We start from the raw sequence: 23,511 nt of genomic DNA on the forward strand, positions 1-23,511 counted from the left end.
GGGTCGGGCGGTGGGCGAGCCTCATGGGCAGAGTTTAGTCTGCATTAGTCACGCTAATATGACGTCATAGAAAAGAGTCACGCCCCTTCTACCAAGGTGTCATCAGCTTCACGGGGGTGCGGGCCATGGCATCAATTGAACTTAGCCGCATACAGAAGCGGTTCGGCACGGCCGAGGTTTTGAAGGACGTCACCCTGTCGATCGCGGACCGGGAATTCGTCACGCTGGTCGGGCCATCTGGCTGCGGAAAGTCCACGCTGCTGCGCATCCTTGCGGGGCTGGAGGCTGCCGATGGCGGCACCGTGCAGATCGCGGGGCAGGATATGACCCGTGTGCGCCCGGCGCACCGCAACCTTGCGATGGTGTTCCAGAGCTACGCGCTCTACCCGCACCTGACGATTGCCCAGAACATGGCAACGCCGCTGAAGTTGCGCGATCTTTCGCGATGGGCGCGGCTTCCCGTGATCGGCCCCTTGTCGGCCCGCAGCGCCTATCGCGCCATCGGTGAGCAGGTGCGTGAGACGGCCAGGACCTTGCAGATTGAGGCGCTGCTGGATCGCAAGCCCAGTCAATTGTCCGGTGGCCAGCGACAGCGCGCAGCCCTTGGGCGGGCGATGGTGCGCCAGCCGGTCGCGTTCCTCATGGATGAGCCGCTGTCGAACCTTGATGCGGCCTTGAGGGTACACATGCGCGCTGAACTCAGTGAGTTGCACCGCCGCCTCGGGGCGACCTTGTTTACGTCACCCATGATCAGGCCGAGGCGCTGACCATGTCCGACAAGATGGCCGTCATGATGGGCGGGCGCATTACTGCAATTCGGGCCACCCGATCAGGCCTTTGCCAATCCTGCCACATTGGACGTGGCCGAATTCGTGGGCTCGCCCAAGATCAATATCTTGCCCGGCGAGGTCGATCACGATGGTCGTGTGAGCGCCCTTGGGCGGGGTATTCCGGCCAGGCTGCTTGTCGACGGGCGGCTTTGCGAAGGTGGGCCTTCGCCCCGAGCATCTGCATCTCGACGGGGGTGCCGATGGATGGTTGGGGCGCGTGGTACACCGCGAAAACCTGGGCCACGACCTCTACTTCCACGTGGCCCTTGATGCGGATGATCAACGCCTGGTCGTGCGCGGGGCCCAGGATCGCAACGGAGCGGAGTCGCTTGGGGATGCCGTACGCGTCGGCTTCAAGCCGGACCGTGCCCTGTTCTTCGCCCCCGACGGCACGCGCCTGCACAGCGTTGTGCCCGCCAAACTTGCCGAGAGCGCGTGATGCAAAATTCCCGCGCACATCTTTGGTTCATCGCGCCCGCGCTAATACTGATCTTCCTGATCCTGATGCTGCCCATCGGGCTGGCCGCCGCGATGAGCCTGACGGACTACGCGCTTGGCAATCCCGGCTTCAACTGGGTGGGTCTGGAAAATTACGAACGCATTTTCACGCGCAGCACCTATGAACGGATGTTTGGCGCGACTTTCCGCTATGTCGCCGTCGTGGTGCCGATGTCCGTGGGGCTGGGGCTTGGGGCCGCGTTGTTGATCCACTCGCTGACCCGCTTCGGCAACTTGTACAAGACGATCTACTTCCTGCCGGTCATGGCAGCATTGATCGCCATGGCAATCGTCTGGGAATCTCGCGCTGCACCCCACGGTCGGCATCGTGAACCGCTCGCTGGAGGCGTTTTGCGGCACGCCGCTGGAGATTTGGCGCTGGCACGCGAATGGGTGCGAAAACGGCTTTCCCCTCTGGCTCAGCGACCGGGATTACGCGATCTGGACGGTCGCCTTCATTGGCGTCTGGCAGGGCTTTGGCTTCAACATGGTTTTGTATCTCGCCGGTCTGACCTCGATCTCGCCTCGCTCTACCAGGCCGCCGAGATGGACGGCGCGACCAGCGGTTGGGAGCGTTTCCGCCTTGTGACCTGGCCGATGCTTGGGCCGACCACCGTCTTCGTCGTGACCATCACGATCATCCGGTCGTTTCAGGTCTTCGACACCGTGGAGGCGTTTTATCCGCAGGGCGGGGGGCCCGGAAAATCCGTCTACGTCATGATGTTTGCGATCTACGAAAAGGCAATCCAGCAAAACCTGATGGGGATCGGGGCGGCGATAACCATCGTCTTCCTCGCCTTCGTGATGATCTTGACGCTGGCGCAGCGCTGGCTGGTCGAACGGAGGACGCATTATGTCTGAAGCTGCTTTGGGCGCATCCGCCACGACCCGTTTTGCAACGCGCGAGGTCCTCGAGCACGTTGTGCTGATCCTGGGCGCCCTTGTCGTGCTGTTGCCGTTCTATGTGATGATTTCATATTCGCTGAAAGCCCCGGCGGAATTGATGCAGAACACAGGCGGCTTCTTCGGATCACAGGCCGATTTTCTGGACGACCGCTGCATCCTTTGGGTGGGACAGAGGCCAGTTGCATGGTCAACCCCATCGCCTACAACTACGACTCGGCCTTCCGCGAAGCACCGCTGTTTCGCTACCTGCTGAACGGGATCATCGTCACCGTTTCGATTTTCGTAATCCAGGTGATTGTGGCTCTGCCCTGCGCCTATGCCTTGGCAAAGCTGAAGTTCTGGGGGCGGGATGCGGTCTTCGGCCTCGTCCTGTTCTGCCTGCTTATCCCGGTCCATGCGATTTCCCTGCCGCTTTACGTGGTGCTGGCGCAATTGGGGTTAACCAACAGCTATGCGGCGCTGGTGATACCGTGGACCATCTCGGTCTTCGGAATATTCCTGATGCGGCAATTCTTCATGACCGTACCCGATGACCTGATTGACGCCGCCCGCATGGACGGGATGAGCGAGTATTCCATCGTGGAACGTGATGTTGCCCACGGCCATACCGGCCCTGATGGCCTTCGCGATCTTTTCGATCGTGGCCCATTGGAACGATTATTTCTGGCCGCGCATCGTCATCACCGGGGACCGCTCGCACGTTCACCCTCCGCTGGGTCTGCGCGAATTTCGCGGCGATGCGGACGGTCCAATTTCGGTCCAATGATGGCGTCTGCCGTCGTGATCGTTACCCCGCTTATCGTGGCCTTCCTGCTGATGCAGAGACGCTTCATCGAAGGGATCACGCTGAGTGGCATGAAATAGACGAGCGGCCGATCACCGGCCGCTCGCCCGAGATCCCCTTACCGGGGAAACCCGAGGGACCGGACGCCCGTTCAACTGCAATCCGTTCCCGCAAGTACAGTGGAGAAAGACATGAAAACCACCCTGACCGCAATGGCGATGGCACTTGCCGCCACCGCTGCCCATGCCGACGGCCATGCCACCCCCGTGACCATCGAATTCGCCTATCCCTACAGCCACCTGTTCGATCTGACCTACGAGACGATCCTGCAGCGCTTCAACGAGGAATATCCCCACATCACCGTGGAATTCCGCGCCACCTACGAAAGCTATGAAGACGCCACCAACACCATCCTGCGCGAAGCCGTCGCCGGTGAATTGCCGGATGTGACGATGCAGGGTCTGAACCGTCAGGCCATCCTGGTGGACCGTGGCATCGCGCGGCCCCTGACCGATTTCATCGCCGCTACCGAAGGGTTCGAGTTGAACGGCTACCACGAGGCGATGCTGGATCTGGGCACCTTCAACGATGCGGTCTACGGATTGCCCTTCTCGGTCTCGCTGCCCGTGTCCTACTACAACATGGAAACGATGGCGCTGGCCGGGTACGACGAAACCAACCTGCCGACCACCTGGGATGACGTGATCGCGGCGTGCGAAGCGCTGTCCGAGGCGGGTGTTGACAATCCGATCTTCTGGGGCTGGAACATCACCGGCAACTGGTTCCTGCAGGCCCTGATGTGGAGCCAGGGCGCGCCCACGATGGTCGGCAACGATTTCCCGACCGACACGCCCGAGGGCCTTGTCGCCTTGGAAACGATGCACTCCATCTTCCGGGGCTGCAACATGCAGAACCTCGAATGGGACGCCGCCCTTCAGTCATTCTCGGCGGGTGACGTCGGCATGATGTTCTGGTCCACTTCCGCCGTTGGCGCGGTGGAGCGGAACATGGGCGATTTCACCCTGATGACCAACGAATTCCCCGGGATCACCGCTGATGGCCCGATGGGCCTTCCGGCCGGTGGCAATTCGGCCATGCTGGTCTCGACGTCGGAGGATCCGGCTGAACTGGAAGCGGCCTGGCTGTGGCTGACCTTCATCACATCCGGTGAAGGTGCGGCGGATGTGGCGCGCACGACCGGCTACATGCCCCTGAACCAGGCCGCCAATGAAATCATCCTTGCCGATTTCTATGACGAGAACCCCAACAAGGCGACCGCAGTCCGCCAAGTGGATCTGTTGCGCGAATGGCAGGCTTACCCCGGCGACAACGGCCTGGCTGCAACGCAGGTGATCTACGACTACCTCGAAGGCATCGTCATCGGCGACTACGACGATATGGAAGCGCTGCAGGAAGAGATGGCTGAAGAGGTCCAGGACCTCATGCCCGCAGACGGCTGGACTCAAGGGTGCGGCGCTTTGGGGCAACTCAAGGCGCCGCATCTAATCTCCCCAAAAAGACTGGAAAGGCGGGCGATGAAACTCCTGCAACTGACCGATATTCACCTGACCGCACCGGGTAAGACGATTGCCGACCGTGACCCGAACGAAAACTTTGACCGCGCGCTTGAGCACGCGATGCACCTCCATGCGGATGCGGACGCGTTGTTTATCACCGGCGATCTCAGTGACTGGGGTGAGGCCGACGATTACCGACGCCTCAAGACCCGCATTGCGGCGTTGCCGATGCCCGTACATCTGTTGATCGGCAACCATGATGACCGGCCCACGCTGTTGGCTGAATTCCCGGACCTTGAGGAGGGTGGCTTTGCGCAGGGACAGGTTGACCTGCCTATCGGCACAGCCCTGACCCTCGACACCTGGGGCCCAGAAAGCCATGCGGGCCATTTCTGCGCGGCCCGGGCGGACTGGCTTGATCGTCGGCTTGCAGCCTTGGAGGGCCCGGTCTGGCTGTTCATGCACCACAACCGGTGCCGATCCACGTGGGGCCGATGGACCAGATCATGCTGCTGGACGCCGAACGTTTTGCGCGCACCATTCAGCCCCATGCATCCAAGATCCGCCATATTTTCCACGGCCACTGCCACTTGCCTCTGTCAGGCAGCCTGCATGGCATTCCGTTCAGTGCGCCGCGCGGTACCAATCATCAGGGTTGGCCCGATTTCGACGCAACCCGAATGCTGTCGGGGTCCGATCTGCCGGAATCCTACGCGGTGATCTTTGCCGAAGAAGTTAGCACGATGGTGCACATGGTCGAGTACGGCTACGACGGCCCTATCCGCACCGAGAACACGCCGGACTACGCAGACTGGGACAAGCTGACGATGATCCGGTAACATCTTGTCGTCACTGCGCCAGCCACGTGTTCGAACTTTAGGGATCCCTTTGAAAACTCTGACCGCGCCAGACGGAACCCCTGCCTCGGCGCTTTGTTTTGGCTGCATGCAATTCGGCGGAACGGCGGATGCATCGGCCAGTCGCGCGCTTTTTGATGCTTGCCGTGAGGCGCAAATCACCTTCTTCGACACCGCCCACACCTACACGGATGGTAAGGCTGAACGGCTCTTGCTGCTTTGCCGCGCCCGAGCGGCGCGGCTGATCGTTGCGACAAAGACCGGGTACACTGGCGGCAGTGGGCGGGACAACATCCTGCGCCAGTTCGACGAAAGCCGGACGCGGCTGGGTATGGACATGGTCGATATCCTTTACCTGCACCGCTGGGACCCGGACACCCTGCTGGGGGAAACATTCGAGACACTCCGCGACCTCCAGAGCGCCGGGAAAATCCGCCATATCGGCGTGTCGAACTTCGCCGCGTGGCAGGTGATGAAGGCACAGGCCGCGGCCGAAAGCCTCGGTACCCGCATTGATATCCTCCAGCCCATGTATTCGCTGGTCAAACGCCAGGCCGAGGTTGAGCTATTCCCCATGGCGCTGTCGGAGGGGTTCGCGGTCGCCTCCTATTCGCCGCTTGGGGCGGGTCTGCTGACCGGCAAATATGCCTCAAACCAAGTGGGCCGCCTTTCAACGGACAGCCGTTACGCAGCCCGTTACGGGCAAGACTGGATGCAGGAGACCGCTGCATCCTTTGTGGCTATCGCGGAAGAGTTGGGCATGGATCCCGCCACCCTGGCCGTGGCTTGGGCCGCGCAGCACCCAGCCATCACCGCTCCGATCATTAGCGCGCGCAACGTGGCGCAGTTGCAGCCTTCCTTGCAGGCGCAGACTTTGTCGCTCGCTCAGGACACATATGCCCGGATCGAGGCGACGTCCGGTGCGACCGGCGCCTGCAACGGATCGGCTGGAAGAGGGTTAAGTCGACTGGTGCCTCAATTTGAGTCGGAGGCCGGCTTTTGCCCGCGCGACACCTAAGGCCTCAGCAAAGCCAGAATGTTGGCACCAAGATTGGGGCCCCGAACCAGCGAGCCGTGGCATGGTACGACCATTGACGGGACGCCAGCGGCCAGTTGCGCTTCTACCCAAGCGGTATAGGCGTTGTGGTCCTTGATCCCGTAGGTGGGAAACGTGCCAAGCATTTCGACTGAAGTCGCGATGCGGCCCGCTGGCCCCGACGGACCCTTGAAGCTGTCGCAAACGATCCACAGCAGGTCCGACGAAGTTTCACCCACGAGCCAGACTTCGCCGGTTTTGAGCCCCCATGGTTCTGCGATGCTATAGCCTTTCGGAAGCAGAGGACTGAGGAGTTGAAGCCTGTGAAAGTCCAAGCCTGTTTGTTTCGTCAGCCGGGGTCGTGCAGGCGCAGAACAGACAAGTTTTGCGTCAGGACAGGCTTCCGCAAATTCCCTAAGGCCTTTGTTATGATAGTGGTTCGGTGCGAGCAGGTACGAGACCGGGCCTATCGCGGCCAAACTTGCGAGCGCCGTATCCCCCAGGCCAAGAACCGGGCTATAGAGGCAGAGCGAACCATCGCGCAGCCGCAACGCAGTGCACCGCAAGCTGCCCTTATGGGCCGACCAGAAATCGACTTTGATTGGCGACCGGTGAAAATGCTGACAGGGCTGTGCTCATGTCGCAGTTCTGTCGCGTGCGGTGAACCACCAGACAATCAAAGCCGCCACAGCCACTTCAAGCCATGCCAACGGTAGCGCGACCGCCAGAACGGCTGGCGTAGCAAGGTTCATATTGTAGAGGGCGAGCCAAAGTATGACGAACACGGCCATCCATACGCCGGTACCGTAAAGCACGGCGCGCAGGGCAGATGCGCCAAAGATCTTCATCGCCATCCACGGGATCAGTGTCGCGCTGAGCACCAGGATCGTGTCCCACACGCCCCAGATCATGAACACAGTCAGGTTCATGGGTGCGATTTCAGGCAGCGTCGGGAATGCATTGCGCATCATGGGCATCACAAAGGCAAAATACCGCAACACCTCTGACACGTTGATCCAGAGGAAGTTGATGGCAATGGCCACTGCAAAGGGTGGCAGGTGACGGGTCGCTTCGGGCGTTTGGGCAATCGTGTTCATGGGGTGCTTTCGGCTATGAGGTCCAAAAAGGTCCGGACGGCACGGCGAAGGTCATCTCCGTCGCGCACACTTCGTGACATCGTCCATAGCCCGTTGGTGAAGATGACCATGACATCGGCCAACTTGTCCGCTGTGACTTGTCCGCCTTGGGGGCGCTGCCTTGAAGGGCGCTGAGGAAGCCCGTTCGCAGGCGGTTGTTGTGATGTTCCACCTGCGCCAAAACGTCAGGCTCGCTTGGGGCGACCTCGGTTGCGGAGTTGGCGACAAAGCATCCAGGGCCGGGTAAGCCCGCAGCTTCGCCAAGCGAGATCTGCCGTTCGAAATAATCTGAAACGCTCGACAGGTTGGCAGCTTCGGCTTCCACGTCTTCGAAAGCTGGGGTTACAACGGTCTTCTGATATTGCTCGAAACATGCCAGAAACAGGTCCTTCTTGCCGCCGAAGGCTGCATAAATGCCGTGGCGACTGACCCCTGTTGCCTTAACGAGATCATCCATCGAAGACGCATGAAACCCGTTCACCCAGAAGTGTTGAAGGGCGCGATCAGCAAGCTGCTCGGCGGTGAAGGACACGGGACGTGGCATCGGGAAAGTTTAGCAGAATGATTGTTCTGTTACAAGTGATCCGATTTGCCTAAAGGGTTGAATTGCTTCGCCTGGCACTCCAGTCGTGTTCGCAACAACGGTCCCGCCCGAAGGGTGGCGCCGCCGATGGCGGCTCATGGAGAATTAGATTTGCCGTGTCCGCCGCAGGATCAGAGTCAGGCTTCAGAAAGCCCACGGTCACAGCCGACACCGCAACCATCCCGGTCGCCGTTGCCAGCATGAAGGGTAGGCCGCCGACCTGGTAGGTCAGGCCAGACAGAACGGTGCCCGCCAACCGCCCGCCCGCATTGGCCATATAGTAGAAGCCTACATCCATCGTCACACGCTCGGCCTTGGTAAAAGCGAGGATCAGATAGGAATGCAGCGCCGAATTCACCGCGAACAATCCCCCGAAAGCAAGAAGACCAACCACGAGCGACGTGGTCAGCCATGTCTGGTGCCCCGAGGCCGCCCAGGCGGCGGCGGTTAGCGCAGCGGGGACGATAGCCAAGGCCCAGGCCCAGTGACGCGCCGCCCCGATCAGTTGCGTCTCATCGCGCGTGCTGGCCCGCAAAAGGCGCGGTGCGGTGGCCTGAACCGCCCCGTAGAGAATGACCCAGATCGCCATGAAGGTGCCGATCAGGAAGAAGGCCGCCCTGTTCCCGTCGGTCGTGCCATCGGACAGCACAGCGTAGAAATAGATCGGAATGCCGACGACAAACCACACGTCCCGCGCGCCAAACAGGAACACCCGCGCGAGCGACAGCCAGTTCACGTTGGCCGACTTTGAGATAACCTCGGAGAACTTCGCCCCTTCCGTCCTTTTGGCAGGCCCGCAGGCATCGCGATCAGGACCGCCATGAGGATGACGAAGAGGGCGACGGCCATTCCCAGTACTGCGGCTTGGAACCCAAGCGTTGCAAGAAGCGCGGCTCCGAGAAGAAAGCCAAGGCCTTTCACGGCGTTCTTTGAGCCGGTCAGCAGGGCCACCCACCGGAACAAACCATCGCCTTCGCTGGGGGCCAGGATCTTGACGGCCGACTTGGACGACATCTTGGCCAGATCCTTGGCCACTCCGCTGGCCCCCTGCACCAGCATCACGAAGGCCACGGAGGCTCCGATGGCCCAGGCCGGGTCCAGTTGCGCCAGCGCCAGAAGTGCCAGCACTTGCAGGGCCAGGCCCGCATAAAGGGTCGCGGTCAGGCCGAACCGCGCCGCGATCCACCCGGCACAGAGGTTCGTCACAACACCGGCTATCTCGTAGAGAACAAACAGATAGGCCAGTTGCACGGGGCTGAAGCCGAGCGTGTGGAAGTGCAGCAGCACCAGCATCCGCAGTGCCCCGTCGGTGAGCATGAACGCCCAATAGGCGGCGGTCACGGCGATGTAGGCCGACAGGCCTTCGGGACGGGTTTCAGTTTTGGTCACAGGCTGTCCCCGACCATCAACGCCACATCAACAAGGCGGTTGGCATAGCCCATTTCGTTGTCGTACCAGGCGTAGACTTTCACCTGTGTGCCATTGATGACCATTGTGGAGAGGGCATCCACGATGCTGGAGCGTTCGTCATTGGTGTAGTCGGTTGAGACCAGTGGGCGTTCCTCGTAGCCCAGGATCCCGGCAAGCGGCCCCTCGGACGCCACTTTGAAGAGGGCATTGACCTCTTCTGCTGTCGTCTCGCGCTCAACTTCAAAGACGCAATCGGTCAGCGATGCGTTCAGGAGCGGAACGCGGACGGCGTGGCCGTTCAACCGCCCTGTCAGTTCGGGGTAGATCAGCGTGATCGCCGTCGCACTGCCGGTCGTCGTCGGGATCAGTGAATTGAGCGCGGAGCGGGCACGGCGCAGGTCCTTGGCCGGGCGGTCCACGATGGTCTGGGTGTTCGTCACATCGTGGATCGTGGTGATTGAGCCGTGCTTGATGCTCAGGTTCTCGTGGATGACCTTCACCACCGGGGCAATACAGTTGGTTGTGCAACTCGCGGCGGTGACGATGCGATGTGCCGCAGGATCATAGATGTCGTGGTTCACGCCATAGACGATGTTGGCCGCATCGCCGTCCTTCACGGGGGCCGAGACGACAACCTTCTTCACGCCAGCCTCAAAATAGGGTGCGAGCTTGGCCTCGGTCTTGAAGACGCCCGTGCAGTCGATCACCACATCCACACCGTCAAGCGGCAGGTCTGCAATGTCGCGGGTTCCGATAAAGGGGATGCGGGTGCCGTCGATGGTGACGCTCTCCGCGTCATGGGCAAAGTCGGCCTTCCAGCGGCCATGCACCGTGTCGAACTCCAACAGATGCGCGTGCATTTCGGGATCGCCAATCGCGTCGTTGATCCAGGCGATCTGCGCGCCCCGTGCCAGCAGGGGTTTCAGGGCTAGTTTGCCGATACGGCCCAGGCCGTTCAGGGCGTAGACGGTCATGTGGCGGGTCCTTCTTCTTGTGATTGGCCCAGATCATCGACGGCCTTTTGCAAAGACAGACGGTCCAGCGATGCGATGGGCAGGTTGGTAAAACCGATCATTCGATTGCGCAGCGCACCATAGGTTTGCTGGAACGCGAGGCTCTTCTCAGCGTCCGTGCCCTCAACCTTGACCGGATCGGGCATCCCCCAGTGGGCGGTAACGGGCTGGCCCGGCCAGGACGGACATTCCTCGTTCGCGGCCCTGTTGCAGACAGTGAAGACGAAGTCGAATTGCGGCGCATCGGGCCCTTGGAACTCGGCAATGTTCTTGGACCGCAGCACCGAGATGTCACGACCCTTCTGCTCAAGCACTTCCACGGCGAAGGGGTTCAGTTCCGATTGGGGTATGGTGCCAGCCGAATATGCAATGAACCGACCCCCAGCCATGTCATGCAGGATGGATTCAGCAAAGATCGAGCGGGCGGAGTTCCCGGTGCAGATGAACAGGACGTTGAATTTGCGATCGGTCATGTCGGTCTCCTCCAATTGTGGTTGGATAAAGGCCCGGGGAACAGATTTCGGGGCGGCCCCGGCAACAGTCGATGACGAGGTAGTCGATGGTCTCGCGCGCGGCCTCCATGTCGATGGCATAGCGCAGCGATGTCCCGATGCGTTCTTGTGTCACCAAACCGGCGTGCATCAGCGCGTTCACATAGGTCGACAGCGTATTGGGCTTCAGTCCGAGCGCATGCGCCACTTCAGTCGCTGGTACGCGGTCGGGATAGCGGCGCATCAGCAACCGAAACAGGGCCAGCCGTTGCGGGTGGCCGAGGGTCGAGAGGCGATTGGGATCACTGTTTCCATAATTCATGAATATGTGAATTATGGAGGTAGTCCAAATGAAGGTTTTGTAAAACCGCGCCAAAGCACTGTGAGCGAGCACACCCAGTTGGTTTCGCGCCCTTACGTTTGAACTAGGCGCAGCAGGATTTGCCTTCCTGGATCGGCGGGCAAGGCACCGTCGCGTAGGAGCAATAGACGCAACAATCGCCTTCAAGGGGTTTCAGCACCGTGTTGCAAGACACGCATTTGTAGAACCACTGGCAGGCATCCGTCGGCATCGTTTCGGTCTGAGCATGCCCGCACGATGGGCAGGTTAGCGTGGACTCCAAAACTACTTGTGTTTCTTCCGCAGCCATAGCGCATACCCCGTCAGTATCAGAAATCCTGCCAGAACCGGCAGTAGGACCGCATCATTGTAGACAACCCCGAGAAGACCGGTCAGCCCAAGGGCCGTCAGTACGATCGGCAGCAGCGGCGTGAAGCAGCACAGGATCGCCAGGATCGTGCCGCCAATGCCAAGGGCCAATAATTTGTTTCTCATCGGGTCGCTTCCCATCCATCACACATGACGCGACGTGCGGCACCTTCGCGTGTTCCTGCCACATCCCGCCAAGATCATTAACTGGGACTCCCAAATGGCAAAACACGGCGAGGTGCAACGCGTTCGACATCACGCAGCATTCATGGCAACCTGTAGCCGCTACAGGAGCAAGAGGAGTTTGTTCACATGGTTGCGATTGGCGAAGCGTCCCGCCTCAGCGGTGTGACCATCGAGACGATCCGCTACTATGAGCGCGAAGGGATTATCGCCAAACCGGGGCGAACGGCGTCCGGGAGGCGAGCCTATTCGGATGTCGAGATATCGGAACTCCGCTTCATCAAGCGATGCCGCGATCTTGGGTTCCGCCTCAGTCATGCGGTGGAACTTTCGCAACGTGTCCAAGACACCAAACACTTCTTGCCGAACCGTTGAAGCCATGGGCACGCGGCATCTGAAAGAGGTGCGGTCGAAGATTATCGAGCTTGAAAAGCTGGAAAAGGCTTTGACGGAATTGGTCTCGAATTGCTCCGACGGCAGAAACGAATGTCCTCTGTTGGGGGCTCTCGCTTCATGATTAAGGCCTACGATATTTTTGCTCTCGCCGCGCTTGCTGAAATCGCGGGGGTGCTTTGCCTTTTGGGCATATGTCAGGTTGGACAAGTCGCCGGTCTGGTTGATCCCGGGAACCGCATGCCTTGTCCTGTTCGCCTACGTGCTCACCCGAGCCGACCCCGAACTCGCGGGCCGCGCCTATGCTGCATATGGCGGTATCTATACGCGAGTTCGATGGCTTGGCTCTGGATCGTGGAAGGAACGCGCCCTGACCGATGAGATTTGATGGGAATGACAATCTGTCTGGTCGGCAGTCTTGTGATCTTGTTGCCCGCCCGAGCTTGACCGTTCTTGAAGTCGCCAGGCCGGCCTAACCCTGGGCACACCAAAAGTGATCTGAATGGCTGTTACGTCGCAGACAGCAGTTCCGTCCGTACAATGAGCAATCGCGGGACATGCCACGTTGGAGGTGTTGCGAGTTTTCAGTTCCAAGGGCCGCGTCAACGCTTGTGGTTGGAGGCGCAACCTCCACCTTCGGGCGGATAACGTGGACTCAAAAGACGCGATGAAGAGAACGTCGATGTAGGGATTTACTGGCATTCAGGTGAGCCCCGCTGGTCTCGCGAATAATCAGCATCTTTAAAGAGGTCATCCTGCTTGACGGTTTTTGAACACGAGGACCAACATAATTTTGCTGCACAATATGCTGCACAATTTGCAACTCGGCGAAGAGCATATTATAATAAAATCAATTATTTAGAATTCTTCTCTAGATTTGAGTACGGACTTCGTCTCCGCCACCATGGCATACTCGTCGGATTGATACGGTCGCTTTGGGCGGCCTTTTTCTTTTGGTTGGCGGATCGGCCCGGCCGCGCGTAACGGACAGGTGGTAACGGCCCAGAGGAGACATCCAGCGCACCGTCTGAATGCTGCAGCTGCTGCGCGCTTAAGGGGCCTTCACTGAAGTGCGAAACCCGCTGGCTGAGTTAAACACTCGGTTTCAAGGCCGCCCGAAGAAAGTCGATCGTGACGCGCACTTTCTGTGGCAGGTAACTACGTGACGGATAAAGGACCCACGCCGCAGTATTGAATTCCGTCGCAGTGCATTCCAAATCCGGAAACACATCGACCAGTGTTCCCGCTGCAATATCGTCATTGACGAGCCAGCCCGCCAGCAGAGCCGGGCCTAGCCCATCAAGCGCAGCACGGCGCAGCGACAATGCGTTGGCGATGATGACGTTTCCGGACACAGGGACTTCGATCGGGGCTTCACCCGCCGTCCGAAATCGCCACCGCGTTCTAAAATCTGGAAGCGCGAAGCGAAGGCAGTTGTGGTGCTGCAAATCCGCTGGCACCGAAAGCAGGTCGCTGTTTGCCAGATAGTCTGGCGACGCCACGACGCGATACCTCGTGTCCATCAACTTTGTACTGATCAGGTCGCCTGCCGGTGCCGGGGCAAGACGGATCGCCAAGTCGATTGAGTTTGCCAGCAAGTCCAGGTTTGCGTCGCTTGGGAGAATCTCAAGCGAAATATTCGAGTATCGCGAAGTGAAGTCAGCAAGATGTGGCACAACACAGGTATGCGCAAAGGCGACTGAGGTTGTTAGGCGCACTGTCCCCGCCGGCTGGCGCGACACGGCGCGCGCGTCATCTTGGGCATGGTCCAACTCCTCCAGCAGTGGCATCAGCCGGGCAAGATAGACTTCGCCCTCCTCCGTGACCGACAAGGATCGCGTTGAGCGTTGGAACAGGCGCAGCCCCAAATCCACCTCCACCGCAGCAACGGTGCGCGATACCGATGACGGATCCACCGTCAAAACACGTGCGGCAGCCGCGAAACTCCCCTGCTGAGCGACGAGCGTTACAATTCTGAGCGCCTCGATATCCATTCATGCGAAATTTGCACGACTATCATTCTTTCGGAAGCATTTTTTGCTGAATGTAGCACGATTAACTCTAGTGCATCGCAACGCTACTTGGAGAGCACCCATGCAAATCGAAAACTCAGTCGCCCTGGTCACTGGAGCAAATCGCGGCGTCGGTCGCCAATACGTCAAACGGCTGATCGAGCACGGTGCAGGCAAAGTCTACGCCGCCGCGCGCAATCTCGACGCCCTTGGCGGCACGATCGCGCTCGACCCTCAGCGCGTTGTGCCGCTCGCGCTGGATGTCACCGACACACGCATGATCGAAACGGTCGCAACCACGGCAAACGACGTCACGCTTTTGATCAACAACGCCGGGTCGCTGACTTTTGGCGGAGCGCTTGAAGTATCCGACGCAGGACTGGCACAGGATATGGCCGTGAACAACGATGGCCTGCGCGACATGACACGCGCCTTTTCCCCAATTATCGAGGCAAACGGTGGCGGTGCTGTGGTCAACATGTTGACGCTGTTGTCTTTTGTCAGCGCGCCTGGGTTCGCCGCATATAACGCGTCCAAGGCCGCCGCATGGTCGATGGCCATGTCCTTGCGGGCCTATCTGCGCCCCAAAGGCATTCAGATCATCAACGCGTTTCCTGCTGGCATCGACACTGACATGCTGGCTGGCGTCGATGCACCCAAAGACAGTCCCGAGGCCGTTGTCCGCGATGTCTTGGCCGCCGTAACGGCGGGTGAAGAAGACGTCTATCCTGCTTCGGCCTCAGATGTCTTTGACGCGTGGCGCGCGGATCAGAAAGCCGTCGAAGCCGCCTTTGCCGAAATGATGTGATCCCTAAGAAACCAAAGGTATAGTTGGATGAACCAAGTCAGCACCAAAACCGTCGTCATCACCGGCGCAAGTCGCGGGATCGGGGAAGCCGCTGCGCGGCACTTTGCGAAAGGGGTGCGACTGTCGTGCTTGCTGCACGCTCGGAGGCGCGGATCAACAAAATCGCAAAAGAGATCGGCGATGCGGGTGGTGCCGCAATGGCGATCCCATGTGACGTGAGCCAATCCGCAGATGTTGAGCGTTTGATCGAGACGGCACTTGAAAAAACCGGTTCGATCGATGTGCTGATCAACAATGCCGGCACGATTGATCCCATTGCTCGACTAGCCGACAGTGACCCCAAGGCCTGGGGCCAAATCGTAGATGTCAATCTCAAGGGAGTTTACCACGGGTTGCGTTACGCCATTCCGAAGATGGTCCGTGCGGGCGGCGGTACGATCATCAACATCAGCTCGGGCGCCGCAACGAGCGCGCTTGAAGGATGGAGCCATTATTGCGCGACCAAAGCGGCAGTGCTGTCGCTGACACGCGTGGCGCATAAGGAATATGGCGATCAAGGTGTGCGTGTTGTCGGCCTGAGCCCCGGGACGGTCGCGACCGATATGCAAGTGGCCATCAAAGCATCTGGCATCAACCCGGTCAGCCAGCTTGACCCTGACTCGCATATCCCGCCGGAATGGGTGGCCAAGGCACTGATGTGGCTTTCTGGCCCCGAGGCCGACGCACATCTTGGAACCGACTTTTCCATAAAGACCGACGAAGGCCGTGCAGCCGTAGGGCTTGCGGCACCGCTGTAACGGCAAGGCGGCCCCGCTACTTGAAAGACGAGGTCGCCTTCGCGGGCGGCCCGTTGCTGCCATTGGACGTGACATTGAGATGCTGCCGTCGAAGGCCGCAGTGCCGATATGCGCTGCATGCGGAAGGTCACGATCTTTGGGTGGCGCGGGACTGATTGCGAAGGGACCGGTCACGGTCTCGATGAACGCCAGCCTTCTGACCTATGTCGCGGCAGATGCTGTGGCGATTTTGCGCGCGCGTCATCCGGACATCTCGCTGACGTTTTTGGTTGGAGACGAGTTTGCCGATCTCGACCGGAGAGATTCCGATATCGTCTTGCGGATGCAGGACGCGCCGGCGCCTTCCTTTTTCGGACGACGGCTTTGCCAGGTTCGCTCAACGGTCTTCGTGTCCAGGAAGGCGCATTCGATCATTCAACGTGGCGACGCGCCTTTGCCCGTGGTGGGATGGGCCAGTACCGCGGCTGTGGAACGAACGTTTGCATCGCTCGGTTTCGACAAGGTGCGGGTTGTGGCGACCGTTTCCGACCTCCAAGCGCAAGCCGCGATTGCGCTTGCGACGCATGCTGCGGTTGAACTGCCTTGCTACCTCGGAGACGCCCACCCCGAATTTGTAAGGCTGGCTCCGACCCGCCTGCGGGATCTGGTGACGTTGTGGATCCTCACGCATGACAGCTTGCGCAGATCGCCCCGGATCAGAGCAGCCTTCGAAGCGCTTTCATCAGCCGTCCTGGATCGGCGAGAGTTGATCGAAGGCGCATCGATGTCGCCGAACGCAGAGAAGTGAAGCATGTGACCCGAAAAGGCTGCCGGTGTCAGTCCTCACTACGACGCTGACCTTGGAACGGGTCTGGTCGTTTTTCGGCCACATCCGGCCGGTAGCCGAAATCGGGCATGATCTCGTCCATTCTGAACGGCGGAGAACCATCATCTTCGCGCCGGATCTCGCCGTCGATCAGCAGCATTGCGTATCCGTGCACGAGGCTCCAAAGCATCCATTCCGTGCGCCAAGGCCCCCCGACGCCTCGGCTTTGTCCCAATCAAGGCCATGGGCGACGTCGCGCAAAACACCGTAACTTGCCCAACCCGCCTGCTTGAGTTCGGGGTCTTCCGCCAGATGGAAGGAACTTGTGAACATGAGCTTGAATAGTTCGGGGTTTTCCAAGGCGAACCGCAGATATCCGTTGCAGGCCGCATCTAGGCGCGCTTTCCCAGGGGGTGATCTTCTACACCCCGTTGCATCTCGGCGGCGTGGCGGTGGTACCCGACCGTCGCCATTGCAGTCAGCAATCCGCGCAGCCCGTCGAAGTGATTCTTGGGTGCGGTGTGGCTTACACCGACCCGTGCCGCGATCGAGCGCAGTGAGACGGCCTCAAGCCCTTTTTCTTCAAGCTCTGCCAGGCCAGCCTCAATCAAAGCCACTTTAAGGTCGCCGTGATGGTACTTTTTTCTGTTTTCTTTCAGCATGGTAGCGCCTCCATATTTCCAATGTAAATTTTTCTTCTGGACATTACAAGAGATGGCACTCAATAAGTTACCAATGGAAATTTACAGTGGTGATATGAAATGACTCCAGAACTCCTCTTCTCTCACGTTGGGTCCGCCGCGATGGCTGGGTGGGCTTTGCTTATTCTTGGTCCACGGCGCTTTAAGTGGTTCAACGCACTCCCGCTTTGGATCATCCCTGCGGGTCTGTCTGCCGTCTATGCCGCGCTGATCTTCAGCCGCTTCTCGGGCATGGGTGGGGGCTTTGACAGCCTTTCCAATGTCGCCACGCTTCTGGCCGACGACTGGGCGCTGCTTGCCGCCTGGGTGCACTTTCTTGCCTTTGATCTGTTCATCGGGGCGGTGATGGCGGCCCGGATGGACCGCGTCGGCGTCGGTCGCCTCGTTCAGACACCGATCCTGCTGTCGATCTTCATGCTCGGGCCGCTCGGCTTTCTGATCGCCGCCCTGACCGAGCTGGGCCTGCGCGCCCGGCGTATTCCAACACAAACCAAATCCCTGGAAGGAACGCATCATGTCTTTGCTTGAAACCAATCTGCCCGCTGTCCAGGCCCCAACGCCGACACAATTCACCACGCTCACGGTTGTGGCAATTGTCCTTGCCGCCCTGTCCATCCTCTGGGGCTTTGTGGACCCGCGCCTGATCGAAGGCGTTCCGGTCTGGATGAAACCATTGAAGTTCGCGCTGAGTTTCGCGCTACTCTTCGGAACTCTGGCGTTGGTCGAAACCCGTCTGTCTGCCCGGGCCCGCGACGGCTGGACATTGCGGATCACCGGCTGGGTCATGGCGGCGGCATTTCTTTCCGAGATGGCCTACATGATGTATCAGGCAGGCCGCGGAGAGGCATCGCACTTCAACCTGTCCACGCCCTTTACCGAGTTGATGTACACGACCGTCATGGCGGTAGGCGCGGTGGCCCTTGTCGTCGGGACGGCCGTCGTCGGCTGGGTCGTCAAGCGCGATCAGGCTGCATCCGTCAGCCCCGCAATGCGCGAAGCGATCTGGCTGGGCTTTCTGCTGACCTTCGTGCTTACGATGATCGTTGCAGGCTATATGAGCATCGGGAGCACTCGCTTTGTCGGTGTGCACCCAGACGGCGCACCAACCTTACCGCTGCTGGGGTGGTCAGGTGTCACTGGTGACCTGCGCCCGGCACATTTTGCATCGTTACACGCCATGCAGGCGCTGCCGCTTCTGGCGCTTTGGCTGGGTCGTGGCGGAGAGGGGTTCGGTGCCGTCCGAACCATTCGCATCGCCGCATTCGCCTATGCCGTACTGACCTTGGCCATCTTTGCACAAGCTCTGATGGGCCTGCCCCTGATCCCGCTTGGATAACGCTCCCTCCGGTCGCGCACTCATGCGCGGCCGGTTTCAACGCCATCGGCGAAAAGGCGAAATTTTGCCTCTCAAGGCCTCACTTCTCGCACTCTGCATCGGTGTACTGACACCAACGCTTGCCTTTGCAACAATGCCTGCCGATGAGCTTGGCGCATGGTGAACCGGGATAGGCGACCAGCCCGCTCCCGATGGCGGAACCGCATATCTGCAAGTTACAATCGTCTTCACCTAAACGGCTGTTCGCGGCACCTCTGAAGGCGCCGTCATTTATCGTACCGAAGTCGCGTTTTCCAAAGATCCATCACACCCTAATTCCCCGGTGTGCGCTCTGCCCATCCTGCAAAGATCCGCTCCAGGAACACGACGATGTAGAACAGGATGATGCCGAGCGCGGCCATGGCGAACAGAACGGCGAACATAAGAGGGTAGTCGGCGCTGATACGCCCGCTGTCGAACAGGTCGCCAAGCCCACGGCCATGGGGGCTTACGATCTCCATCAGGTTGGTGCCGATGAACGCCAGTGTGACCGCGACTTTGAGCGCGCCGAAGAATTCCGGCAGGGTTTTCGGCAGCGCGATTTTCCAGAAGATCGTGGTGTTTGTCGCGCCAAGTGACCGCAGAATGTCGCGGTATTCCGGCTCCAGCGTGCTGAGGCCGATCGAGACCGATACGGCGATCGGGAAGAAGCTGATCATGAAGGCGATCAGGATGGTGTTGAAGTTGTGATCGCCCACAAACATCAGCGCAACAATCGGCACGACGGTTGCCTTAGGAATCGCGTTGAAGCCCACGAGGATCGGGTAAAGGCCTTCGCGGGCGAAGCGGGAGAAGCCCATGATCATGCCAAAGAGCGTGCCAACGATGACCGCGATGAAAAGGCCCACAACCGTGCGCCACAGGGTTTCCCAGGATTTTATTAGGAAAAGGTCCCAGAACTGGATGTAGCGTGGCACGAGGTCTGAGGGGGAGGCCATGCGGAAGTCCGGCAATTGGTTCCACCACACCGCGAATTCCCAAAGGGCGAGAAGGACCACTATGAAAATCGTCGGGGCGAAGAATTTGCGGAACGTATCGTTCATGCCGCGCCCTCCTGCAGCCCATTCTCTTGCTCCTCGGGCACGCGGCCTTGGGCGACCTGAATTTGATGGCGGAGCGTTGCCAGCATCTCGGCCGCTTGCGGGGTGTAGAGATCTTCAAGCGTGCGCACACCGGGGATATCGACGTCCAGCACGTATTGGCTGCGCGCGGGTCTACCGGACATAACGACGACCTGGTCGGCGAGAAAGACGCTTTCGCGCAGGTCGTGAGTAATCAAAAGGCAGGTGAACGGCTCTGCCCGTCGCAGATCGTGCATGGTGCACCACAGGTCTTCGCGGGTGAATGCATCCAACGCGCCGAAGGGCTCATCAAGAATGAGGACGTCAGGTTTGTGGATGATGGATCGGCAAAGCGAGGCGCGTTGGCGCATTCCGCCCGAAAGCTCGGACGGTCGCTTATTCTCAAACCCGGCCAAACCGACCAGATCAAGCAGCGACATCGCGCGGTCATGGGCCTGCGCTTTGGTCATCGGGGATTTGACGATTTCGAGCGGCAGCATGATGTTTTGCAGGATCGTGCGCCACTCCAGCAAAACGGGGTTCTGAAAGGCCATGCCGACGGTGGGGCGCGGTGAGGTCACCTTCGCGCCATGCAACCATACATCCCCGACATCGGGCTTCATCAGGCCGGATACCAATCGGGTCAGGGTGGATTTTCCGCAGCCCGATGGGCCCACGACGGCGCAGAAGGAGTTCTCTGGAACCTGCAAATTGAATGCGTCCAGCACAGGCAAAGGCCCGGATTTGGTGCGGTACGCATGTGTCACCGCGTTCAATTCGATCATATTCTCGGACATGTCCCACCCTTCGTCAAAACTTGGGGCCACCAAAACGGCAGCCCCAAGTCAGATCAATCGCATAGCACTTGGCCTATTGCGGAGCGATCATCAAAACGTCGCCCTCGGGCAGGTATGCGTCCGTGAAATAGAGCGACGCATCGGGTTCAGCGGCGAACTCATAAGTCAGGCGCAACTGCTCAATGGCGTTGGCAAAACGGTCGGGGTCGATGCCGCCCATCCCGTTTTCCATCACATAGGGTGTGAGAATGTTGGCCTCGATCGCAAGCTCCAGACGGCGCTGCTCCAATTCTGCGTCACCTGCAGGGTTGCGTTCAATCACTGCGGCGGCCCCTGCGGCGGGGTCAGCGATGGCGGCGGCGGTGCCCTGTGCCACAGCTGTCAGGAAGGCCGTGACGACCTCCGGGTTCTCAGCGGCGAAGTCCGTGTTCACGATGATTGCATTGCCGTACAACTCGACCCCGTGATCCGCGAACAGGATCGTGGTGATGTCGTCCTCGGGGATGCCGAGGCGCGCAAGCGACAAGTAGGACGAGAAGTTGAAGCCCGTCACGCTATCAACAGCGCCTTCTGCCAGCATCGGCTCACGCGTTGGGAAGCCAACAGGCTCCACCGTGATGGTCGACACGTCGATATCGTTGATCTCGGCCAGAATGGGGAACTGCGCCCAAGCGCCATCGGGCGGCGGTGCGCCCAGGATGGATCCTTCAAGGTCGTCGATGCCGGAAATGCCTTGAGACACACGCCCGACGATGGAGAATGGAGGCACATCATAGACCATCATCACAGCCGTGACAGGCGCGCCGGGGTTGGCATCAAGGAACCGGATAAGTGAGTTGATGTCAGCAAAGCCAATCGGGAAAGCACCGGAGGCGACCTTGGGCAGAGCGTCGAGCGAGCCCTGGCCCGCAGTCACTTCGACCGCGAGGCCAGCATCTGCAAAATAGCCATTGTCTATCGCCAGGAAATAAGGGGCGGAGGGGCCTTCAAAGCGCCAGTCGAGCGCGAAGTTGATCTCTGTTTCCTGGGCAGCCAGAGGCGTTGCGACAAGCATTGCGCCAGCCAGCAGAGGCAGCATACGGGTGAACACGGGTAACTCTCCTTGTATTTAAGGCCGCACAACGGCCAGTGGAAAACCGTGTGCAGCGGCCATCGCGAGCGTCAATGTGCAACAGACACTGCGATATCCCCCCTTCTGGATTTGCTTCAAAAGTGGGCGCGTTGATTAAATACTGTGCAGAACTAAATTCAAGCCATCGCGAGAAGCGCCGCGGCAACGATGGCAATGAATGTGCGATAACCCATGTTGATGTCTTTGGTTGTCCAGGGCTCAGAGCTTCCATTGGATGCAAAGCAGAAAATGGGCGCGGCCGCGCGGGCAAGCGCGAAAAAGACCGCCACTCAAGCACCCTAGGTAGCTCGTCCCACGCTGCCTTGCTGCATCGTCAAAGCAGGCACTGGTAGATCACGCTGCGTTTTGGGGCGCATCCGGCTTGCCCTGCAGGACTTTGCGCATTTCCTGCCGCCGGGCTGAAAGCCCGATGCCTGGCTAGCCGAGGCAATGGCTCCGTCAATTGTCGCAACTGTTCGCTTCAAACTCACAGCCGTGGGTTGGCCGTGTTCATTCTAGACGGCCCAGAAACCGAAGCGCGCGAGGTTTCTTGATAGATCGCTTTGGGCCGCATCGAAAATCGATGCAGGGGCTGCATAAGACACCGTTCACAGGTCCTTTGCATCTACGAAACGATATTTTGCCCATGCGCGCTTTTCTCATGCTAGCCTTTTCACGAACCCGCCAAAGCCATTCAGTCGTTTTCGGAGATGTATCGTGCAAGCAAGCCTAACCTGTGCCTTTCGCCGCGCCACACTGATCTGTCTTCTCCTTGCCGCACCCTTGGCGGCCACGGGTGCCACGTGCGGCAATGACGCTTCCGGATTCTCCCGTTGGCAGCAGGAATTCGCGGCGGAGGCCGCCGCCGCAGGTATCGGTCCCGCCGGGTTGCAAGCACTGGCTGGCACGACTTACGCCACGCGGACGATTTCGGCTGACCGCAATCAGCGCTCCTTCAGTTATTCCCTTGAAGAGTTCATGCGCGTTCGTGGTGCCGATACGATTGTGCGGCAAGGCCGACAGCGGATCGCTGCAAACCCTGCATTTTACGACTCGCTTGAGCGGGCGTACGGCGTGCCCGCAGCCGTGATCGTCGCCATTCACGGAATGGAAACCGGGTTTGGCAACTTCATGGGCGATGCGAACGTCCTGTCGGCCATTGCAACGCTGGCCTATGACTGCCGCCGCTCGGCTTTTTTCAGCGAACATGCGCTGGCTGCGCTTACGCTCGTGGATCGCGGTGTCATAAGCCCCAGTGCAGTCGGCGCGATGCATGGTGAACTGGGACATACGCAATTCCTGCCAGGCAACGTTCTCCGCTACGGCGTAGATGGCAATGGCGATGGGCGCATAGACCTAAACAATCTGACGGATGCCCTGGCTTCGACCGCGAATTTTCTGCGCCAGAATGGCTGGCGGCCGGGTCAAGGGTATCAGGAAGGCCAGCGCAACTTTGCAGCAATCGAAGCATGGAATGCGGCGCCGGTCTATCAGCGTGCCATCGCGATCATGGCAAACCAGATTGAGGTCCAGTCCTAGCCATGGGCGGGACGTGAAGACGTCAGTGCGTCGACCACTTTCGGCCCTAAGCGGACATCCAGTGGGAGATCACCTTGCTGCAATGCGCAAGGCGGAGGGAGACGGTCGCTGCCGTCACGACGTCCTCGCCTTCAATTGTCACCTGCCCGTCGATGACCT

General features: G+C 59.6%; 27 protein-coding genes and 4 pseudogenes. 16 read left to right on the plus strand and 15 right to left on the minus strand.

The annotated features are described in order from the left end of the window. Nucleotides 1-125: 125 nt before the first annotated feature. The 8 genes and pseudogenes from ACZ1HK_RS18470 (at nt 126) to ACZ1HK_RS18505 (ending at nt 6,410) form a co-directional block, all read left to right on the plus strand. Nucleotides 126-767, plus strand: a complete 642-nt coding sequence (locus tag ACZ1HK_RS18470; protein WP_472629918.1) for an ABC transporter ATP-binding protein — start codon at nt 126-128, stop codon at nt 765-767. A gap of 220 nt (nt 768-987) precedes the next feature. Continuing rightward, on the plus strand, nt 988-1,269 hold the full coding sequence (locus tag ACZ1HK_RS18475; RefSeq protein ID WP_472629919.1) for a TOBE domain-containing protein: 282 nt from the start codon (nt 988-990) through the stop codon (nt 1,267-1,269). Then, nucleotides 1,269-2,189 (plus strand): annotated as a pseudogene (locus ACZ1HK_RS18480) (carbohydrate ABC transporter permease). The gene ACZ1HK_RS18475 and the pseudogene ACZ1HK_RS18480 overlap by 1 nt, the downstream one beginning before the upstream one ends. A 228-nt stretch (nt 2,190-2,417) precedes the next feature. Beyond that, nucleotides 2,418-3,098: a carbohydrate ABC transporter permease gene (locus ACZ1HK_RS18485; protein ID WP_472629920.1), complete on the plus strand. Its 681-nt coding sequence runs from the start codon at nt 2,418-2,420 to the stop codon at nt 3,096-3,098. Between the two features lie 111 nt (nt 3,099-3,209). Then, a pseudogene (locus ACZ1HK_RS18490) lies at nt 3,210-4,466 on the plus strand (extracellular solute-binding protein); the annotation flags it as partial. A gap of 87 nt (nt 4,467-4,553) precedes the next feature. Beyond that, nucleotides 4,554-5,255, plus strand: coding sequence for a metallophosphoesterase (locus ACZ1HK_RS18495; RefSeq protein WP_472630880.1), 702 nt, complete (start codon nt 4,554-4,556; stop codon nt 5,253-5,255). After that, nucleotides 5,216-5,374: a hypothetical protein gene (locus ACZ1HK_RS18500; protein WP_472629921.1), complete on the plus strand. Its 159-nt coding sequence runs from the start codon at nt 5,216-5,218 to the stop codon at nt 5,372-5,374. Before ACZ1HK_RS18495 ends, ACZ1HK_RS18500 begins: the two co-directional genes overlap by 40 nt. Before the next feature lie 49 nt (nt 5,375-5,423). Beyond that, on the plus strand, nt 5,424-6,410 hold the full coding sequence (locus ACZ1HK_RS18505) for an aldo/keto reductase (RefSeq protein ID WP_472629922.1): 987 nt from the start codon (nt 5,424-5,426) through the stop codon (nt 6,408-6,410). Here the strand turns inward: ACZ1HK_RS18505 and ACZ1HK_RS18510 are convergent. The 8 genes and pseudogenes from ACZ1HK_RS18510 to merF form a co-directional block, all read right to left on the minus strand. After that, nucleotides 6,407-6,763 carry a hypothetical protein gene (locus tag ACZ1HK_RS18510; RefSeq protein WP_472629923.1) on the minus strand — a complete coding sequence of 119 codons (357 nt, stop codon included), beginning with the start codon at nt 6,761-6,763 and terminating at the stop codon, nt 6,407-6,409. The genes ACZ1HK_RS18505 and ACZ1HK_RS18510 overlap by 4 nt on opposite strands. Before the next feature lie 300 nt (nt 6,764-7,063). Beyond that, on the minus strand, nt 7,064-7,525 hold the full coding sequence (locus ACZ1HK_RS18515; RefSeq protein ID WP_472629924.1) for a hypothetical protein: 462 nt from the start codon (nt 7,523-7,525) through the stop codon (nt 7,064-7,066). Between the two features lie 13 nt (nt 7,526-7,538). Next, nucleotides 7,539-8,096, minus strand: a complete 558-nt coding sequence (locus ACZ1HK_RS18520) for a TetR/AcrR family transcriptional regulator (RefSeq protein WP_472629925.1) — start codon at nt 8,094-8,096, stop codon at nt 7,539-7,541. A 184-nt stretch (nt 8,097-8,280) separates the two neighbouring features. Next, a pseudogene (gene arsJ / locus ACZ1HK_RS18525) lies at nt 8,281-9,464 on the minus strand (organoarsenical effux MFS transporter ArsJ); the annotation flags it as partial. A 68-nt stretch (nt 9,465-9,532) separates the two neighbouring features. Beyond that, on the minus strand, nt 9,533-10,531 hold the full coding sequence (locus ACZ1HK_RS18530; RefSeq protein ID WP_472629926.1) for an ArsJ-associated glyceraldehyde-3-phosphate dehydrogenase: 999 nt from the start codon (nt 10,529-10,531) through the stop codon (nt 9,533-9,535). After that, nucleotides 10,528-11,383: pseudogene (locus tag ACZ1HK_RS18535) on the minus strand (arsenate reductase/protein-tyrosine-phosphatase family protein). Before ACZ1HK_RS18535 ends, ACZ1HK_RS18530 begins: the two are co-directional and overlap by 4 nt. A 103-nt stretch (nt 11,384-11,486) precedes the next feature. Next, nucleotides 11,487-11,711, minus strand: a complete 225-nt coding sequence (locus tag ACZ1HK_RS18540; RefSeq protein WP_472629927.1) for a GDCCVxC domain-containing (seleno)protein — start codon at nt 11,709-11,711, stop codon at nt 11,487-11,489. Continuing rightward, nucleotides 11,687-11,896 carry a mercury resistance system transport protein MerF gene (gene merF / locus ACZ1HK_RS18545; protein WP_472629928.1) on the minus strand — a complete coding sequence of 70 codons (210 nt, stop codon included), beginning with the start codon at nt 11,894-11,896 and terminating at the stop codon, nt 11,687-11,689. Before merF ends, ACZ1HK_RS18540 begins: the two co-directional genes overlap by 25 nt. Before the next feature lie 186 nt (nt 11,897-12,082). Between merF and ACZ1HK_RS18550 the strand changes: the two genes are divergently transcribed. Next, the gene (locus tag ACZ1HK_RS18550; protein ID WP_472629929.1) at nt 12,083-12,328 is read left to right on the plus strand and encodes a MerR family transcriptional regulator; all 246 of its coding nucleotides are present in this window, start codon (nt 12,083-12,085) and stop codon (nt 12,326-12,328) included. A 175-nt stretch (nt 12,329-12,503) separates the two neighbouring features. Further along, nucleotides 12,504-12,734: a YnfA family protein gene (locus ACZ1HK_RS18555; RefSeq protein ID WP_472629930.1), complete on the plus strand. Its 231-nt coding sequence runs from the start codon at nt 12,504-12,506 to the stop codon at nt 12,732-12,734. Nucleotides 12,735-13,437: 703 nt separating this feature from the next. Here ACZ1HK_RS18555 and ACZ1HK_RS18560 read toward each other — a convergent pair. Next, nucleotides 13,438-14,340, minus strand: a complete 903-nt coding sequence (locus tag ACZ1HK_RS18560; protein WP_472629931.1) for a LysR family transcriptional regulator — start codon at nt 14,338-14,340, stop codon at nt 13,438-13,440. Nucleotides 14,341-14,440: 100 nt separating this feature from the next. Here ACZ1HK_RS18560 and ACZ1HK_RS18565 point away from each other — a divergent pair, with 100 nt between their 5' ends. The 3 genes from ACZ1HK_RS18565 (at nt 14,441) to ACZ1HK_RS18575 (ending at nt 16,750) form a co-directional block, all read left to right on the plus strand. After that, the gene (locus ACZ1HK_RS18565; protein ID WP_472629932.1) at nt 14,441-15,166 is read left to right on the plus strand and encodes an SDR family NAD(P)-dependent oxidoreductase; all 726 of its coding nucleotides are present in this window, start codon (nt 14,441-14,443) and stop codon (nt 15,164-15,166) included. A 125-nt stretch (nt 15,167-15,291) separates the two neighbouring features. Next, nucleotides 15,292-15,963 carry an SDR family oxidoreductase gene (locus tag ACZ1HK_RS18570; RefSeq protein ID WP_472629933.1) on the plus strand — a complete coding sequence of 224 codons (672 nt, stop codon included), beginning with the start codon at nt 15,292-15,294 and terminating at the stop codon, nt 15,961-15,963. Nucleotides 15,964-16,099: 136 nt separating this feature from the next. Beyond that, entirely contained in the window at nt 16,100-16,750 is a 651-nt protein-coding gene (locus ACZ1HK_RS18575; protein WP_472629934.1) for a LysR substrate-binding domain-containing protein, read from the plus strand. A gap of 28 nt (nt 16,751-16,778) precedes the next feature. Here the strand turns inward: ACZ1HK_RS18575 and ACZ1HK_RS18580 are convergent, their stop codons facing one another. Genes ACZ1HK_RS18580 through ACZ1HK_RS18590 form a run of 3 tightly spaced genes read right to left on the minus strand, consistent with a single transcriptional unit; the run spans nt 16,779 to nt 17,430 of the window. Continuing rightward, nucleotides 16,779-16,928: a hypothetical protein gene (locus ACZ1HK_RS18580; RefSeq protein WP_472629935.1), complete on the minus strand. Its 150-nt coding sequence runs from the start codon at nt 16,926-16,928 to the stop codon at nt 16,779-16,781. Continuing rightward, nucleotides 16,919-17,128: a hypothetical protein gene (locus ACZ1HK_RS18585; protein ID WP_472629936.1), complete on the minus strand. Its 210-nt coding sequence runs from the start codon at nt 17,126-17,128 to the stop codon at nt 16,919-16,921. The genes ACZ1HK_RS18580 and ACZ1HK_RS18585 overlap by 10 nt, the downstream gene beginning before the upstream one ends. A gap of 32 nt (nt 17,129-17,160) precedes the next feature. Continuing rightward, complete coding sequence (locus ACZ1HK_RS18590; protein ID WP_472629937.1) at nt 17,161-17,430, minus strand: TetR/AcrR family transcriptional regulator; 270 nt, start codon at nt 17,428-17,430, stop codon at nt 17,161-17,163. A 99-nt stretch (nt 17,431-17,529) separates the two neighbouring features. Here ACZ1HK_RS18590 and ACZ1HK_RS18595 point away from each other — a divergent pair, with 99 nt between their 5' ends. Both ACZ1HK_RS18595 and ACZ1HK_RS18600 read left to right on the plus strand, forming a co-directional pair. Further along, nucleotides 17,530-17,997 carry an ABA4-like family protein gene (locus ACZ1HK_RS18595; protein WP_472629938.1) on the plus strand — a complete coding sequence of 156 codons (468 nt, stop codon included), beginning with the start codon at nt 17,530-17,532 and terminating at the stop codon, nt 17,995-17,997. Next, a complete protein-coding gene (locus tag ACZ1HK_RS18600) occupies nt 17,984-18,805 on the plus strand; it encodes a hypothetical protein (protein ID WP_472629939.1) in 822 nt (273 codons plus the stop codon). Before ACZ1HK_RS18595 ends, ACZ1HK_RS18600 begins: the two co-directional genes overlap by 14 nt. Nucleotides 18,806-19,116: 311 nt before the next feature. Here ACZ1HK_RS18600 and ACZ1HK_RS18605 read toward each other — a convergent pair whose 3' ends face one another. From ACZ1HK_RS18605 to ACZ1HK_RS18615, 3 genes are all read right to left on the minus strand, one after another. Further along, nucleotides 19,117-19,887, minus strand: coding sequence for an ABC transporter permease (locus ACZ1HK_RS18605; RefSeq protein ID WP_472629940.1), 771 nt, complete (start codon nt 19,885-19,887; stop codon nt 19,117-19,119). Then, a complete protein-coding gene (locus ACZ1HK_RS18610; protein WP_472629941.1) occupies nt 19,884-20,702 on the minus strand; it encodes an ABC transporter ATP-binding protein in 819 nt (272 codons plus the stop codon). The genes ACZ1HK_RS18605 and ACZ1HK_RS18610 overlap by 4 nt, the downstream gene beginning before the upstream one ends. A gap of 73 nt (nt 20,703-20,775) precedes the next feature. Then, nucleotides 20,776-21,756, minus strand: coding sequence for an ABC transporter substrate-binding protein (locus ACZ1HK_RS18615; RefSeq protein ID WP_472630882.1), 981 nt, complete (start codon nt 21,754-21,756; stop codon nt 20,776-20,778). Nucleotides 21,757-22,530: 774 nt separating this feature from the next. Between ACZ1HK_RS18615 and ACZ1HK_RS18620 the strand changes: the two genes are divergently transcribed. Next, on the plus strand, nt 22,531-23,352 hold the full coding sequence (locus ACZ1HK_RS18620; RefSeq protein WP_472629942.1) for a lytic murein transglycosylase: 822 nt from the start codon (nt 22,531-22,533) through the stop codon (nt 23,350-23,352). Nucleotides 23,353-23,511 lie beyond the last annotated feature (159 nt).

Source organism: Gymnodinialimonas sp. JB5-7 (genome assembly GCF_055693405.1).

Coding starts and splice junctions, on each gene's coding strand:
- ACZ1HK_RS18500 (WP_472629921.1), top strand. CDS start 5,216: ATGCTGTCGGGGTCCGATCTGCCGGAATCCTACGCGGTGATCTTTGCC.
- ACZ1HK_RS18470 (WP_472629918.1), top strand. CDS start 126: ATGGCATCAATTGAACTTAGCCGCATACAGAAGCGGTTCGGCACGGCC.
- ACZ1HK_RS18565 (WP_472629932.1), top strand. CDS start 14,441: ATGCAAATCGAAAACTCAGTCGCCCTGGTCACTGGAGCAAATCGCGGC.
- ACZ1HK_RS18615 (WP_472630882.1), bottom strand. CDS start 21,756: ATGCTTGTCGCAACGCCTCTGGCTGCCCAGGAAACAGAGATCAACTTC.
- ACZ1HK_RS18605 (WP_472629940.1), bottom strand. CDS start 19,887: ATGAACGATACGTTCCGCAAATTCTTCGCCCCGACGATTTTCATAGTG.
- ACZ1HK_RS18595 (WP_472629938.1), top strand. CDS start 17,530: ATGACTCCAGAACTCCTCTTCTCTCACGTTGGGTCCGCCGCGATGGCT.
- ACZ1HK_RS18590 (WP_472629937.1), bottom strand. CDS start 17,430: ATGCTGAAAGAAAACAGAAAAAAGTACCATCACGGCGACCTTAAAGTG.
- ACZ1HK_RS18495 (WP_472630880.1), top strand. CDS start 4,554: ATGAAACTCCTGCAACTGACCGATATTCACCTGACCGCACCGGGTAAG.
- ACZ1HK_RS18540 (WP_472629927.1), bottom strand. CDS start 11,711: ATGGCTGCGGAAGAAACACAAGTAGTTTTGGAGTCCACGCTAACCTGC.
- merF (WP_472629928.1), bottom strand. CDS start 11,896: ATGAGAAACAAATTATTGGCCCTTGGCATTGGCGGCACGATCCTGGCG.
- ACZ1HK_RS18580 (WP_472629935.1), bottom strand. CDS start 16,928: ATGCTGCTGATCGACGGCGAGATCCGGCGCGAAGATGATGGTTCTCCG.
- ACZ1HK_RS18515 (WP_472629924.1), bottom strand. CDS start 7,525: ATGAACACGATTGCCCAAACGCCCGAAGCGACCCGTCACCTGCCACCC.
- ACZ1HK_RS18485 (WP_472629920.1), top strand. CDS start 2,418: ATGGTCAACCCCATCGCCTACAACTACGACTCGGCCTTCCGCGAAGCA.
- ACZ1HK_RS18550 (WP_472629929.1), top strand. CDS start 12,083: ATGGTTGCGATTGGCGAAGCGTCCCGCCTCAGCGGTGTGACCATCGAG.
- ACZ1HK_RS18560 (WP_472629931.1), bottom strand. CDS start 14,340: ATGGATATCGAGGCGCTCAGAATTGTAACGCTCGTCGCTCAGCAGGGG.
- ACZ1HK_RS18600 (WP_472629939.1), top strand. CDS start 17,984: ATGTCTTTGCTTGAAACCAATCTGCCCGCTGTCCAGGCCCCAACGCCG.
- ACZ1HK_RS18530 (WP_472629926.1), bottom strand. CDS start 10,531: ATGACCGTCTACGCCCTGAACGGCCTGGGCCGTATCGGCAAACTAGCC.
- ACZ1HK_RS18610 (WP_472629941.1), bottom strand. CDS start 20,702: ATGTCCGAGAATATGATCGAATTGAACGCGGTGACACATGCGTACCGC.